Genomic DNA, 12,318 nt, shown 5'->3' with positions numbered 1-12,318 from the left:
CGGACCCCTGTGATTGCGCTATTCTTGGCGCAGAACGGCATGAGGACGGTGATGCGGGGCAGTAAAACGGCGTTTATTGCGGCTGCACTGATGCTGGCCTCCTGCGCTTCGAGCGTGCGGGAGCAGATTTATAAAGCCGACGCCACGCCGATCAGCGTCGCGCAATGGACCAAGGCACCGCCCCAATCGCTGCCGGTGCGGACCGAGGACGGGCTGGCGCTGACCGGCTATTATTGGCCGGGTGATCCGGGCGATCCTGACGTCATCCTCTTCTTTCATGGCCGGGGATCGAACCAGGGGGTTGCGGCCCGCTATGCCGAACATCTGACCGGGCGCGGCGATCATGTCATCGTCGTCTCCTATCGCGGCTTTGGCGGCAATCCGGGCAGCCCGACACAGGCGGGGCTGATGGCGGACGGTCGCGCCTTCGTGGCGCGGGCGCGAGAACTCATCGGATCGGACGCGCATGTCTTTCTGGTCGGCCATTCGCTGGGCGGTGCAGTGGCGCTGCATGTCGGGGCGACGGTGCCGGTGACGGGCGTGGTCACACTTTCCACGTTTGACAAGCTGGAGGAATCGGCCCCCGGAGGCGTGGGCCTGCTGTTACCCGACAAATGGAATAATCTGGACGCGGCGACCAAGATTCATGCACCGCTCGTCATGATGTTGGGTACCGCCGATGACCGGGTCGAGCTAGGCCAGGCCGACGCGCTGTTTGCCGCCGCGGGCAAGCCCACCACGCTGCTGACCGTGCCGGGCGCAGGCCATAATCCCGACATGAGCCAGCTTGGTCCGATGGTGAGCGAGGCGGTGGGCGCGATCGATTCGGGCGCAATGGCAGCCTATCCCACGGCCCTGCCCGCAGGCTGGAGCGTGCGCCGCAAATAAGTTGCGTTTCACCCGCATTACCCCCGTTGACCGACCCGTCCCCGCTGCGTATAGCGCCGCCTCACCGCAGGGCGACACGCCCCGCGCGGCCCCATGGGGCGGAGTAGCTCAGCTGGTTAGAGCAGCGGAATCATAATCCGCGTGTCGGGGGTTCAAGTCCCTCCTCCGCTACCATTTTTTCCGATATTCAGCCGTCACCATGTCCGCTGACCGAGTCGCGTCGATTGCGCCCGGATCGGCCTTGTGGCGGATGCACAGGCGAGACCGGAGCCGCATACCCAACCACGCAAATCCCGCTGCCCGGAACACCGCAGTCCGTCATGCGATTTGCTATTTGCTCCTGCCTGCCCTACATAGGCGCGGCTACAGTCGCAAATCGACGGTTTTCGGCGCTTTGCGGCACCTACTTCCTTCTTTCCCTGCCCCTTAGCAACCCGGCGCGTCCACACGGGGTTCGCCGCACAGAAAGAAGGAATACCAAATGAGCAGCATCACTGGCGTCGTCAAGTTCTTCAACGCCGACAAGGGCTATGGCTTCATTGCCCCCGACAATGGCGGTGCAGACGCATTCGTTCACATCAGCGCCGTCGAGCGCGCTGGCCTGGCTACCCTGCGTGAAAAGGACCGCGTGTCCTATGACCTGGAGCAGGACAAGCGCGGCAAGATGGCTGCGGTGAACATCGCCCACGCTGAATAATTCAGACGGCCGGGATCGGGCGCGGGGGTCATCCTTCGCGCCCGGCCCCTTCATCCTTTGATTTTGAGGAGAGCCTCATGGCCGTTACCGACTATCACAGCCTGGCCGCGCAGGCCCGCACCGATGCCGACGCCGCGACCCTGGCCAATGTCCGCGATCGCTGCCTCCGCGCCGAAGCCGCGTGGTTGGCCATGGCCCAGCGTCAGGACCTGACCGACACGGCCCGCGCCCGCCGCGAAACCGCCGCTGCCGACGCCCGCGCCGAACGGCTGGCCGACGCTGCCGAGTAATTTGTCCGCTCTCTTTGTTGTCCGCTCTGCCGGAACCCATGGCGTCGCCGCCCGTTGACTGGCCGACATCTTGGACACCAACAAAGGAGCCATCCCATGATCCGCACCCTGATTTTCGGCGCCATCGCCGGTTATGTCGGCAAGAAGCTGTATGACGACGGCAAGCTGGACCAGTTCCGCGACGATCTCGTCAGCCGCTACAACCAGGCCAAGGCCGACCTGGCCGACCAGCGCGTCACCGACACCAAAATCACTACCCCGGTAAGCCACACAGCCACGCCGCTGGTGTCATGATGCGCAAACCCATTCTGGCGGTTGCCCTGGTCGCCATGCTTCCGCTGGGCGCCTGCGTCTCTGACGGTGGCGGCAATCGTGGCTATGGCTATGACCGCCCCAGCGACCGTCGCGGGCCACCCCGTTACCAGCGCCGTCCGATCCGAGACGACGAGCAGATTTATCGTGATCGCGACGGCCGCTATTATTGCAAGCGTGACGACGGCACGACCGGAACGATCGTCGGCGCCATCGCTGGTGGTGTGCTGGGCAATGTCATCGCTCCGGGTGGCTCGAAAACCCTCGGCACGATCCTGGGCGGCGGTGCCGGCGCACTGGCTGGCCGCGCCATCGACAGGAACGACGTAAACTGCGAGTGACGCAAAAAAGGGCGCGGGATTTTCACCCCGCGCCCTTTTTCATTGCATTACATCGGATTACAGCTTGCCGGTCAGTTCCGGCACAACCTTGAACAGATCGCCCACTAGGCCGATGTCGGCCACCTGGAAGATCGGCGCATCCTCATCCTTGTTGATCGCGATGATGGTCTTGCTGTCCTTCATGCCCGCCAGATGCTGGATCGCGCCGGAAATGCCGACCGCGACATAAACTTCGGGTGCCACGATCTTGCCGGTCTGCCCGACCTGATAGTCGTTGGGGACATAGCCCGCATCGACAGCCGCACGGCTTGCGCCCACAGCCGCGCCCAGCTTGTCGGCCAGCGGGAAGATCACTTCCTCAAAGGTCGGCCCGTCCTTGAGCGCTCGACCACCCGACACGATAATCTTGGCGCTGGTCAGTTCGGGACGCTCCAGCTTAGCGATCTCGGCACCGACGAAGGACGACAGCCCTTTGTCGCCGGTCGACGCCACAGCTTCCAGCGTCCCCGAACCGCCATCCCGCTGCGCCTTTTCGAATGCCGTACCGCGAACGGTAATGACCTTCTTGGCGTCCTTGCTCTTGACCGTCGCGATCGCGTTACCGGCATAGATCGGGCGCGTGAACGTATCTTCGCTCTCAACCGACAGGATGTCGCTGATCTGCATCACGTCGAGCAGAGCGGCGACACGCGGGGCGATATTCTTGCCGTTGCTGGTGGCGGGCGCGATGAAGGCATCATGATGCCCCATCAGTTCCACGATCAGCGGTGCGACATTCTCCGCCAGCGCATGGCCAAAGGCCGCGTCATCGGCGACATGGACCTTGCCCACGCCCGCGATTTTCGCTGCCGCATCGGCAACGGCACTGACGCCTTCTCCCACGACTAGCAGATGCACTTCACCCAGCTTGGCAGCGGCGGTGACGGCAGACAGGGTGGCGTCCTTGACGGCTCCGCCCTCATGTTCAACCCAGACGAGCGTTTTCATGCGGCAACTCCCATGGCCTTGAGCTTGGCAACCAGTTCATCGACATCGGCGACCTTGACGCCGGCGGTGCGCTTGGGCGGTTCGACGACCTTGAGCGTCTCCAGCCGGGCGCTGATGTCGACGCCATAATCGGCAGGCGTTTTCTGTGCGAGCGGCTTGCTCTTCGCCTTCATGATGTTGGGCAGCGAAGCGTAGCGCGGTTCGTTCAGACGCAGGTCGGTGGTGATGATCGCAGGGGTGGACAGCTTGACCGTCTCCAGCCCGCCATCGACTTCACGGGTCACCGACACGCTGTCGCCCTCGACCTCTACCTTCGATGCGAACGTGCCCTGCGGCAGGTTAAGCAACGCCGCCAGCATCTGGCCGGTCTGGTTGCTGTCGTCGTCGATCGCCTGCTTGCCCAGGATGATCAGGCCAGCGCCTTCCTCTTCCTGCACCTTGGCGAGCAGCTTCGCCACGCCGAGCGGTTCGACTTCCTCATCCGTCTGGATCAGGATGGCGCGGTCAGCGCCCATCGCCAGCGACGTGCGCAGCGTTTCCTGCGCCTTGGCGACGCCGATCGACACGGCGATCACCTCGGTCGCCACGCCCTTTTCCTTCAGGCGGATGGCTTCCTCGATCGCAATCTCGTCAAACGGGTTCATGCTCATCTTGACGTTCGCCAGATCGACGCCGGTGCCGTCCGCCTTGACGCGCGGCTTTACGTTATAATCGATCACCCGCTTCACGGGGACAAGGATCTTCATTTCAACATCCTCCACTATAAATGCCAACACGGGCGCGGGCAGCCCGTAACCGGACTACCCGCACCCCTTTTGGTGTCAGTTCAGGTAAAAAGCGGCCTCAGGCTGCCTTCCTCACTTCCGCCACGATCTTGCGCGCTGCATCGCCCAGATCGTCCGCGGGAACGATGGCCAGGCCCGAAGCCGCGAGAATATCCTTGCCCTGCTGGACATTGGTGCCTTCCAGGCGAACCACCAGCGGAACCGAGAGATTCACTTCCTTGGCCGCTGCGACGATACCATCGGCGATGATGTCGCACTTCATGATGCCGCCGAAGATGTTGACCAGGATGCCCTTGACCGCCGGGTCCTGCAAAATGATCTTGAACGCCGCGGTCACCTTCTCGGTCGTGGCGCCGCCGCCTACGTCCAGGAAGTTGGCGGGGAATTCGCCGTTCAGCTTGATGATGTCCATCGTCGCCATGGCCAGGCCCGCGCCGTTGACCATGCAGCCGATATTGCCGTCCAGCTTGATATAGGCGAGGTCGTATTTGGACGCTTCGACTTCGGCCGCATCTTCCTCGGTCAGGTCGCGCAGTTCGGCGATATCCTTGTGACGGAACATGGCGTTGCCGTCGAAGCCGACCTTGGCGTCCAGCACCAGCAGATTGCCCTGCTTGGTCAGCGCCAGCGGATTGACTTCGATCTGCTCGGCATCGGTGTCGAGGAACGCCGCATAAAGCGACGAAGCAACCTTGGACGCCTGCTTGGCGAGATCACCGGTCAGGCCCAGTGCAGCAGCCACCGAACGGCCATGATGCGGCATGAAGCCGGTCGCCGGATCGACCGAGAAACTGTGGATTTTTTCGGGGGTCGAATGAGCGACTTCTTCAATGTCCATGCCGCCTTCGGTCGATACGACGAACGCGATCTTGCTGCTGGCGCGATCAACCAGCAGGGCAAGGTAAAATTCCTTGTCGATGTCCGCGCCGTCGGTGATGTAGAGGCGGTTGACCTGCTTGCCAGCGTCGCCGGTCTGGATCGTCACCAGCGTGTTGCCCAGCATGTCGGTCGAGTGGGCCCTGACCTCGTCCAGGTTGAAGGCGAGGCGAACGCCGCCCTTGGCTTCGGCGGGCAGTTCCTTGAACTTGCCCTTGCCACGGCCACCGGCGTGGATCTGCGACTTCACGACATAGAGCGGTCCGGGCAGCTTCTTGGCAGCCTCGACAGCTTCCTCGACCGAGAAGGCGGCATAGCCAGCGGCAATCGGCGCGCCATATTTCGCGAGCAATTCTTTCGCCTGATATTCATGAATATTCATGGAGCGTGCCGTCCTTTTCCGTCGAACCGTGATGGCGACGGCTAAAGCACAGACGGGATTGCAGGGCCAGAGCGATTTCGCAAAACGACTTTGCAAAATTGCAAAACCCTTGCGGAGCGCTGGCCCCGATTATTGCAAAATAGGGCTAAAAAGCGCAGCCGATCGCCGCTTTGCTGGTGACCAGGAAAATCTCAGGATCCTCCAGCGCGCGCACCTTGTAGAGGAAGCGATCGACGCTCATCTCGCCCATGTGAGACTTGCGGAGCGAGGCCAGCGACTGGAGCCGCCGCAACTGCATCAGGCTCAGCCGATCGACCATGCGTTCGGCCATGCAACTCGCCATTCGGGGCGGCAGTCCGGCTTCCAGCAGCCCGGTGCGCAGACGCGATTCGGGGGAGACAGTGGCGCAGGAGGCCAGCAGGGATGCGCCAAGAGCGCTGGCGAGGACACGGAAAGCGATGGCTGTCATGAACGCTTCATGGCAACACATGCCTGAACGCAGCATAAATGCACCGCGCCGCGGTGCGCAGAGGATGGCAGCATCGTGGACAAATTTTTCGCAGCCCTGTCGCACCGGGTAGCCAGCTGGGCCGGGCAGCCGCTCGCCTTCATATTGGCAAGCGCCGTCGTGCTGGTCTGGATCACCACCGGGCCGATCTTCGATTATTCGGACACATGGCAGCTGGTCATCAACACCGGCACCACCATCGTCACCTTCCTGATGGTGTTCCTGATCCAGAATGCGCAAAATCGCGACGGATCAGCGATCCAGGCCAAGCTGGACGAACTAATCCGCGCCGTGGACAATGCCCGCAACGATTTTATCGGCATCGAACATCTGACCGAAGATGAATTGCAGCGGATCAAGGCGGTACTGGAAAAGGAGTGTGGCGATGACGCCGCCCATCATCTGGCGATCGAGCGGTTGCTGGAGCGCCGCTGACGCCCGCCCCCTCAATGGGCGCGGACGATCAGCCTCTCATTTTCCTGCCGGTAGGCATCGATCTGCTCGATATAGCGTTGTGCCAGACTCTCATAGGCGCTCCGCCCTTCCCGCGAGGGGCTGGCCTGCGCCTTGATCAGCGACATCTGCTGGCGATGCAGCAGATAATTGACGTCCGTCTCCATACTCATATTCGCCCTCTCCTGGTATTTTTCCTGGAAGATTGGTCGATTATTGGCGACCTGGCATGAGACACACCAAGGTAGCGGTCAGTCTTATACCATAAGAATCCCACCTTGGCGAACCCGCCTAACGCGGCGATGGCGCGATCCAGCGCAAGACGGCATAGCCCGCCAGAGCCGAAACCAGCGACCCCATCAAAATCCCGCCCTTGGCCTCCTCGACCAGCAGCGCCGATCCGGGGAAGGCGAGTGCGCCGATGAACAGGCTCATGGTGAAACCGATACCACACAGCATGGCCATGCCATAGACCTGCGTCCAGTTCGCGCCCGCTGGCCGCTCGGCAATGCCCAGTTTCGTCGCAATCCACACGCTGCCGAACACCCCGATCTGCTTCCCCACAAACAGGCCCAGCGCCACGCCCAGGGGCAAGGGAGCCAGCAACGCACCGAACACCTGCGCGTTTAGCGTCAGCCCGGCATTGGCGAAACCGAACAGCGGCACGATCAGATAGGCGCTCCACGGATGCACGCCATGTTCCAGCCGGTGGAGCGGGCTATCTTCCGCATCGGGCGTCCCCGGCGTGCAACGGATGGGGATCGTCATCGCAGCCAGCACACCCGCGACCGTCGCATGGACCCCGGACAACAGCATCAGATACCAGAGGATGACGAAGCCGATGAGATAGGGAGGCAACGCCTTCACCCCCGCCCGATTCATGCCCATCATCACCACCAACACCGCCGCAGCCCCGGCAAGCGCAGCCACGTCCAATCCCTTTGTATAGACCAGCGCGATGATCGCCACCGCCCCCATGTCATCGACGATCGCCACCGCGGTCAGGAACAGTTTGAGCGAGGCCGGCGCCCGACCGCCGAGCAGCGCCAGCACCCCGATGGCAAAGGCGATATCTGTCGCCGCGGGGATCGCCCACCCGTTGGTGAGTTCCGCCTGTCCGCCCGTCACCGCCAGATAGACAAGCGCAGGCACCGCCATGCCCGCAACGGCCGCGATGATCGGCAGCCGCCGCCGCTCCCAGGTCGACAGACCGCCGTCCAGAAATTCCCGCTTGATTTCCAGCCCGACCAGCAGGAAGAAAATCGCCATCAGCCCGTCATTGATCCAAAGATGCACCGTCATCGGTCCCAGCTTCGGGGTCAGGACCGGACCGACCTGCGCATGGATCAAGTCGTGGTAAATATGTGCGCCGCCACCGGGCAGATTGGCCAGCAGCATCGCCAGCGCCGCTGCTATCATCAGCAACACGGCGCTACCCGCCTGCCCGGCAAGAAATTCGCGCAATACCGACGGTCGCGGCTTTGTCATTCTTCGGTTCGTCCTGTTTTATCGCTGCCGGTTTGCATAAATTACGCAAAAGACTTGGAAGCTGCTGACACCAATGTCATCCTCTCCCCTGTCGAGGCATGGGGGTCAAGGCTTTGGGGGACATGCTGGTCGCGGGCCTTGCGATCCTTCATCATGAAATTCTGCTTTTCGCGGTTGTCGGCCTGGCCATTGGCGGGATCGACGATTTTCTGATCGACCTGCTGTTTCTGGCGCGCAAGGCGTGGCGCGACCTGTTCGTCTATGGCCGCCATGCCCGGATGACGACCGCGACCCTGCCGCCATCGCCCTGCCCCGGTCGCATCGCCATCTTCGTACCCGCCTGGCGCGAGGCAGACGTGATCGGGCCGATGCTGCGCCATGCGCTGGGACGGTGGGGCCAGGCCGACTATCGCATCTTTGTCGGCGCCTATCCTAATGACGCCGCGACGATCGACACTATCGCCGCCGTGGCGCAGGGCGAACCGCGCATCCTGCTCGGCATCAACCCGCATCCCGGTCCCACGACCAAGGCCGATTGCCTCAATGTCCTGTGGCGCGCCATGCTGGACGAGGAGGCACGGGACGGATTTCGCTACAAGGCCGTCGTCTTGCATGACGCAGAAGATGTCGTCCATGCCGATGAAATCCGCCTGTTCGACGTGCTGATCGATCGGTTCCAACTTGTGCAATTGCCGGTGCTGCCGCTCACCGGTCGCGGCTCCTGGCTGTCCCGCGCCATCGCCAATCATTATTGCGATGAATTTGCGGAGAGCCATGGAAAATATCTGACCGTGCGTGAAGCGCTGGGCGCTTCGGTGCCGTCCGCCGGAGTTGCCTGCGCATTCGAGCGGGACACGCTCGCAGCACTGGCGGACGATCCGACCCATGGCCCGTTCGACCCGTCATCGCTGACCGAAGATTACGAGGCGGGACTGCGCATCCGCGACAATGGCGGGCGCGGCATATTCGTGCGGATGCGCGACGCGGACGGAGACCTAGTCGCGACCCGCGAATATTTCCCCGACACGATCGACAGCGCGGTCAAGCAGAAGGCCCGCTGGATCGTGGGCATTTCGCTGGCCGGATGGGACCGGATGGGTTGGCGCGGCGGTCCGGCGGAATGGTGGATGCGGCTGCGCGACCGGCGCGCCGCCCTGTCCGCCTTCGTCCTGTTCGCTGCCTATATGACTGTGGCCTTATGGGGGATGCTCTGGCTGATCGGCCTTGTCGTGCCGATCCCGCCCCGCCCGCTATCTCCCACAATCGTGGCTCTGCTGTGGGTCAATGTCTGGCTGATGAGCTGGCGCGGCCTGATGCGCGCGCTGTTCGTGGGGCAGGCCTATGGCTGGCGTTACGGGCTGGGCGCGGTGCCGCGCACCTTCATCGCCAACCTCATCGCCATCCTAGCGGCGCGTCGCGCCATCTTCCAATATGTCCGCTCATTGCTTGGCCGCCCGCTCGTCTGGGACAAGACCCAGCATCGCTTTCCCGACATGCGGTCCGACCCATGATCGCGTCCGCCAGTGGCCGCCCGCTCCGTTTCTTCGGCCTGGTGATGGTCGGCTGGGTGGCAATGCGCCTGTGGAGCCAGCCGGGGCCGCCATTGCCATTGATAGCGCCCCAAAAATTCGCGTCAGTGGCCGCGACGCGCCTGCCTATTCCGCCGCCAATGGTGCCGGGGGATGCCCACGGAAAAGCCGGTCCTTCGCCAAACAGGCGATGGACCACCGCTATGGCGTCTCTCCTCTCCCCAACCATTCCGGCAGTGACAACCACCCCTGCCACCCCGGCCCAAGCCGCCATGCCGGTGGACCTGCTCGATTTCATTGCCTTCTCCATGGCGTTCGCGAACCGCCACTATGCGACCGACCCCGACTATAATCGCGCAACCCCGTCTCCCTCCCCCGCACCGCTGCTCCTGTCCACGTCGAACCGCGTGGATCGCTGGCATGGCAGCGCCTGGATGCTGTGGCGGGACAATGGCACGTCTGCCACCGATGCTGCCATCGGCCGACTGGGCGCGTCACAGGCCGGGCTGCGCATCGATTATGACCTGACACCCGCCGCCCCAAGCCGCACGGTTGCCTATGCCCGTGCGACCAGCGCGCTCCAGCGCCCCGCAGCGCCAGAAGCCGCCATCGGCCTCGCCATCCAGCCCGTCCGCACCATCCCCGTCAGCCTGGCCGTCGAGCGCCGCATCGCGCTCGGCGAGGGCGCGCGCAACGCGACAACGGTCATGGCGGTCGGCGGCTTTGGCCCCACGCCAGTAGGCTACGGACTGGAGGCGGAAGCCTATGCGCAGGCCGGCATGGTCGGGTTCAACCGGCGCGACGCTTTCATAGACGGCAAAGTCTCGCTACTCTCGCCAGTCAGCACATCAAGGCTGCGCATCGGCGCGGCCCTGTCCGGCGGCGCGCAGCCCGGCGTCGGGCGGCTCGACATCGGCCCGGAAATGCAGGTCCGCCTGCCCCTGCCCAACGCCCCCGCCCGCATCGCGATCGAATGGCGGGAGCGTGTTGCCGGGCGCGCGGCCCCTGCCTCCGGCCTTGCCATCACCCTGGCCGCAGATTTTTGAGGCGCGGAGCGTCGCGCCGCTTTCACTCGACACATTTTATCACTACCCCCGGACAGGCCATGGATCTTTACCTGCCCATCGCCAATCTCTCGGTGAACGCGCTGGTCATTATCGGCCTGGGCGGCGTCGTTGGCCTGTTGTCAGGCATGTTCGGCGTGGGCGGCGGATTTCTGACGACCCCGCTGCTGATCTTCTACGGCATCCCCCCCACCGTCGCCGCCGCATCCGCCGCTTCGCAGGTCACCGGGGCCAGCGTATCGGGCGTTGTCACCCATATATCGCGCGGCACGGTCGATTTTCGCATGGGCGGCGTTTTGATTGCTGGCGGTGTGGTCGGCGCGGGGCTGGGCGTCCTGATCTTCCGACTGCTGCAATATCTGGGGCAGATCGATACGGTGATCGGCATCCTCTATGTCCTGATGCTGGGCGGCATCGGCATATTGATGGCCAAGGAATCGATCCAGGCGCTGGTCGCGCTCAAGACCGGCAAGCGTGTGCAGGCCCGCAAGCGGCGGCACCACCCGCTCGTCGCCGCGCTGCCGATGCGCTGGCGCTTCTATCGCTCCGGCCTCTACATCTCCCCGCTTGCGCCGCTCTTGCTAGGCATGGCGACGGGCATTTTGACGATGCTGCTGGGTGTGGGCGGCGGCTTCATCCTTGTCCCCGCCATGCTCTATCTGCTGGGCATGACCACCCAGTCGGTCGTCGGTACGTCGCTGTTCCAGATATTGTTCGTCACCATGGCGACGACGATGATGCACGCGATGACTACCAAGGCGGTCGATCTGGTGCTGGCGATGCTGCTGCTGATCGGCAGCGTCACCGGCGCGCAGGTCGGCACGCGGCTTTCGATGACGATCCGGCCGGAATATCTGCGCGTGCTGCTGGCCTTCATCGTCCTGCTGGTCGCCGCGCGCATGGCGCTGGGGCTGGGCTGGCGACCCGATGAAATCTTCACGATAGAGCTGAGCTGATGCGGCGGCGCGATCTGTGGCGGCTTGCCCCCGCGCTGCTGCTGGTGGCAGCCAACGCCCCGCAACTGGTGCCGGACGTGTCGCAGCGCGACATTGAAATCCAGTACAGCTTCACCGGCGCGGACCTGCTGCTGTTCGGCGCGATCGTCTATCCCGATGGCGTCCGCCCGGAAAAACCCGCCGACATTGTCGTCGTGCTGAAGGGGCCGGAACAGTCGATCACGATGCGCGAAAAGCAGAAGGTGGCCGGCATCTGGGTCAATGCCGATCGCGCCAGCTTCCGCTCTGCACCCAGCTTCTACGCCATGGCATCGTCCCGCCCGATCGACCGCATCGTCGATGAACGCACCGCCGCCATCTACGAACTGGGCGTAGACAAGCTGCAACTGTCGCCCTCCTCGCTCAACGAAAGCGCGGAACTGAGCCGGTTTCAGCAGGGTCTGGTCGACCTGCGCGAACGATCCGGCCTGTTCGTCGAGCGCTCCGGCACCGTCGAAATCAGCGACGGCGTGCTGTACCGCGCGCGCCTGCCGCTATCGGCGCGCGTGATCGTGGGCGATTATACTGCCGAGACATTTCTGGTGCAGGATGGCCGAGTCGTCGCCGCGGCCGTCCGCGACATCACCGTGCGCAAATCGGGCTTCGAACAATTTATGGCGACGGCGGCCGAGCAATGGTCCTTCCTCTATGGCCTGACCGCCATTGCGCTGGCGGTCGGCATGGGATGGGCGGCGGGCGCGATCGCCCGGCGCATCTGACCCG

16 protein-coding genes and 1 tRNA gene are annotated in these 12,318 nt (G+C 63.6%); 11 read left to right on the top strand and 6 right to left on the bottom strand.

Going from position 1 to position 12,318, the window contains the following annotated elements:
* Positions 1 to 51: 51 nt before the first annotated feature.
* From KRZ98_RS20025 to KRZ98_RS20000, 6 genes are all read left to right on the top strand, one after another.
* Complete coding sequence (locus KRZ98_RS20025; RefSeq protein ID WP_254798729.1) at positions 52 to 888, top strand: alpha/beta hydrolase; 837 nt, start codon at positions 52 to 54, stop codon at positions 886 to 888.
* Positions 889 to 985: 97 nt separating this feature from the next.
* Positions 986 to 1,062, top strand: a tRNA-Met gene (locus KRZ98_RS20020).
* A 307-nt stretch (positions 1,063 to 1,369) separates the two neighbouring features.
* Complete coding sequence (locus tag KRZ98_RS20015) at positions 1,370 to 1,585, top strand: cold-shock protein (protein ID WP_006948571.1); 216 nt, start codon at positions 1,370 to 1,372, stop codon at positions 1,583 to 1,585.
* A gap of 77 nt (positions 1,586 to 1,662) precedes the next feature.
* Positions 1,663 to 1,875 (top strand): hypothetical protein, encoded by a 213-nt coding sequence (locus KRZ98_RS20010; RefSeq protein ID WP_217675011.1) that lies wholly within the window; start codon positions 1,663 to 1,665, stop codon positions 1,873 to 1,875.
* Positions 1,876 to 1,971: 96 nt separating this feature from the next.
* Positions 1,972 to 2,169: a hypothetical protein gene (locus KRZ98_RS20005; RefSeq protein WP_217675010.1), complete on the top strand. Its 198-nt coding sequence runs from the start codon at positions 1,972 to 1,974 to the stop codon at positions 2,167 to 2,169.
* Positions 2,169 to 2,528: a glycine zipper 2TM domain-containing protein gene (locus tag KRZ98_RS20000; RefSeq protein ID WP_217675176.1), complete on the top strand. Its 360-nt coding sequence runs from the start codon at positions 2,169 to 2,171 to the stop codon at positions 2,526 to 2,528. Before KRZ98_RS20005 ends, KRZ98_RS20000 begins: the two co-directional genes overlap by 1 nt.
* A gap of 57 nt (positions 2,529 to 2,585) precedes the next feature.
* Here the strand turns inward: KRZ98_RS20000 and KRZ98_RS19995 are convergent, their stop codons facing one another.
* From KRZ98_RS19995 to KRZ98_RS19980, 4 genes are all read right to left on the bottom strand, one after another.
* Positions 2,586 to 3,515: an electron transfer flavoprotein subunit alpha/FixB family protein gene (locus tag KRZ98_RS19995; RefSeq protein WP_217675009.1), complete on the bottom strand. Its 930-nt coding sequence runs from the start codon at positions 3,513 to 3,515 to the stop codon at positions 2,586 to 2,588.
* Complete coding sequence (locus KRZ98_RS19990; protein ID WP_006948583.1) at positions 3,512 to 4,261, bottom strand: electron transfer flavoprotein subunit beta/FixA family protein; 750 nt, start codon at positions 4,259 to 4,261, stop codon at positions 3,512 to 3,514. Before KRZ98_RS19990 ends, KRZ98_RS19995 begins: the two co-directional genes overlap by 4 nt.
* A 97-nt stretch (positions 4,262 to 4,358) precedes the next feature.
* Positions 4,359 to 5,558 carry an ADP-forming succinate--CoA ligase subunit beta gene (gene sucC, locus KRZ98_RS19985; protein ID WP_217675008.1) on the bottom strand — a complete coding sequence of 400 codons (1,200 nt, stop codon included), beginning with the start codon at positions 5,556 to 5,558 and terminating at the stop codon, positions 4,359 to 4,361.
* Between the two features lie 145 nt (positions 5,559 to 5,703).
* On the bottom strand, positions 5,704 to 6,027 hold the full coding sequence (locus KRZ98_RS19980) for a hypothetical protein (RefSeq protein ID WP_217675007.1): 324 nt from the start codon (positions 6,025 to 6,027) through the stop codon (positions 5,704 to 5,706).
* 75 nt (positions 6,028 to 6,102) lie between these two features.
* Between KRZ98_RS19980 and KRZ98_RS19975 the strand changes: the two genes are divergently transcribed.
* A complete protein-coding gene (locus KRZ98_RS19975) occupies positions 6,103 to 6,501 on the top strand; it encodes a low affinity iron permease family protein (RefSeq protein ID WP_217675006.1) in 399 nt (132 codons plus the stop codon).
* An 11-nt stretch (positions 6,502 to 6,512) separates the two neighbouring features.
* On the opposite strand, the gene KRZ98_RS19970 is transcribed toward KRZ98_RS19975, so the two are convergent.
* Both KRZ98_RS19970 and nhaA read right to left on the bottom strand, forming a co-directional pair.
* Positions 6,513 to 6,692: a hypothetical protein gene (locus KRZ98_RS19970; protein ID WP_147418732.1), complete on the bottom strand. Its 180-nt coding sequence runs from the start codon at positions 6,690 to 6,692 to the stop codon at positions 6,513 to 6,515.
* Positions 6,693 to 6,810: 118 nt separating this feature from the next.
* Positions 6,811 to 8,007, bottom strand: coding sequence for a Na+/H+ antiporter NhaA (nhaA, locus tag KRZ98_RS19965; RefSeq protein WP_217675005.1), 1,197 nt, complete (start codon positions 8,005 to 8,007; stop codon positions 6,811 to 6,813).
* 98 nt (positions 8,008 to 8,105) lie between these two features.
* Between nhaA and KRZ98_RS19960 the strand changes: the two genes are divergently transcribed.
* The 4 genes from KRZ98_RS19960 (at position 8,106) to KRZ98_RS19945 (ending at position 12,314) form a co-directional block, all read left to right on the top strand.
* Entirely contained in the window at positions 8,106 to 9,518 is a 1,413-nt protein-coding gene (locus KRZ98_RS19960) for a glycosyl transferase family protein (protein ID WP_217675004.1), read from the top strand.
* A 254-nt stretch (positions 9,519 to 9,772) separates the two neighbouring features.
* A complete protein-coding gene (locus KRZ98_RS19955) occupies positions 9,773 to 10,582 on the top strand; it encodes a hypothetical protein (protein ID WP_368389856.1) in 810 nt (269 codons plus the stop codon).
* A 59-nt stretch (positions 10,583 to 10,641) separates the two neighbouring features.
* Positions 10,642 to 11,556, top strand: coding sequence for a sulfite exporter TauE/SafE family protein (locus KRZ98_RS19950; protein WP_217675002.1), 915 nt, complete (start codon positions 10,642 to 10,644; stop codon positions 11,554 to 11,556).
* Positions 11,556 to 12,314, top strand: a complete 759-nt coding sequence (locus tag KRZ98_RS19945) for a TIGR02186 family protein (protein WP_217675001.1) — start codon at positions 11,556 to 11,558, stop codon at positions 12,312 to 12,314. Before KRZ98_RS19950 ends, KRZ98_RS19945 begins: the two co-directional genes overlap by 1 nt.
* Positions 12,315 to 12,318: the final 4 nt, after the last annotated feature.

It is taken from the genome of Sphingobium sp. AS12 (genome assembly GCF_019097845.1).
In the GTDB taxonomy this organism is placed as follows: Bacteria; Pseudomonadota; Alphaproteobacteria; order Sphingomonadales; family Sphingomonadaceae; genus Sphingobium.
This window is presented reverse-complemented; position numbering and strand designations above follow the sequence as displayed.

What these genes read in the sequence shown, in the direction of transcription:
- KRZ98_RS20025 (WP_254798729.1), top strand. Translation starts at nt 52, where the DNA reads ATGCGGGGCAGTAAAACGGCGTTTATTGCGGCTGCACTGATGCTGGCC.
- KRZ98_RS20015 (WP_006948571.1), top strand. Translation starts at nt 1,370, where the DNA reads ATGAGCAGCATCACTGGCGTCGTCAAGTTCTTCAACGCCGACAAGGGC.
- KRZ98_RS20010 (WP_217675011.1), top strand. Translation starts at nt 1,663, where the DNA reads ATGGCCGTTACCGACTATCACAGCCTGGCCGCGCAGGCCCGCACCGAT.
- KRZ98_RS20005 (WP_217675010.1), top strand. Translation starts at nt 1,972, where the DNA reads ATGATCCGCACCCTGATTTTCGGCGCCATCGCCGGTTATGTCGGCAAG.
- KRZ98_RS20000 (WP_217675176.1), top strand. Translation starts at nt 2,169, where the DNA reads ATGCGCAAACCCATTCTGGCGGTTGCCCTGGTCGCCATGCTTCCGCTG.
- KRZ98_RS19995 (WP_217675009.1), bottom strand. Translation starts at nt 3,515, where the DNA reads ATGAAAACGCTCGTCTGGGTTGAACATGAGGGCGGAGCCGTCAAGGAC.
- KRZ98_RS19990 (WP_006948583.1), bottom strand. Translation starts at nt 4,261, where the DNA reads ATGAAGATCCTTGTCCCCGTGAAGCGGGTGATCGATTATAACGTAAAG.
- sucC (WP_217675008.1), bottom strand. Translation starts at nt 5,558, where the DNA reads ATGAATATTCATGAATATCAGGCGAAAGAATTGCTCGCGAAATATGGC.
- KRZ98_RS19980 (WP_217675007.1), bottom strand. Translation starts at nt 6,027, where the DNA reads ATGACAGCCATCGCTTTCCGTGTCCTCGCCAGCGCTCTTGGCGCATCC.
- KRZ98_RS19970 (WP_147418732.1), bottom strand. Translation starts at nt 6,692, where the DNA reads ATGAGTATGGAGACGGACGTCAATTATCTGCTGCATCGCCAGCAGATG.
- nhaA (WP_217675005.1), bottom strand. Translation starts at nt 8,007, where the DNA reads ATGACAAAGCCGCGACCGTCGGTATTGCGCGAATTTCTTGCCGGGCAG.
- KRZ98_RS19960 (WP_217675004.1), top strand. Translation starts at nt 8,106, where the DNA reads ATGGGGGTCAAGGCTTTGGGGGACATGCTGGTCGCGGGCCTTGCGATC.
- KRZ98_RS19950 (WP_217675002.1), top strand. Translation starts at nt 10,642, where the DNA reads ATGGATCTTTACCTGCCCATCGCCAATCTCTCGGTGAACGCGCTGGTC.
- KRZ98_RS19945 (WP_217675001.1), top strand. Translation starts at nt 11,556, where the DNA reads ATGCGGCGGCGCGATCTGTGGCGGCTTGCCCCCGCGCTGCTGCTGGTG.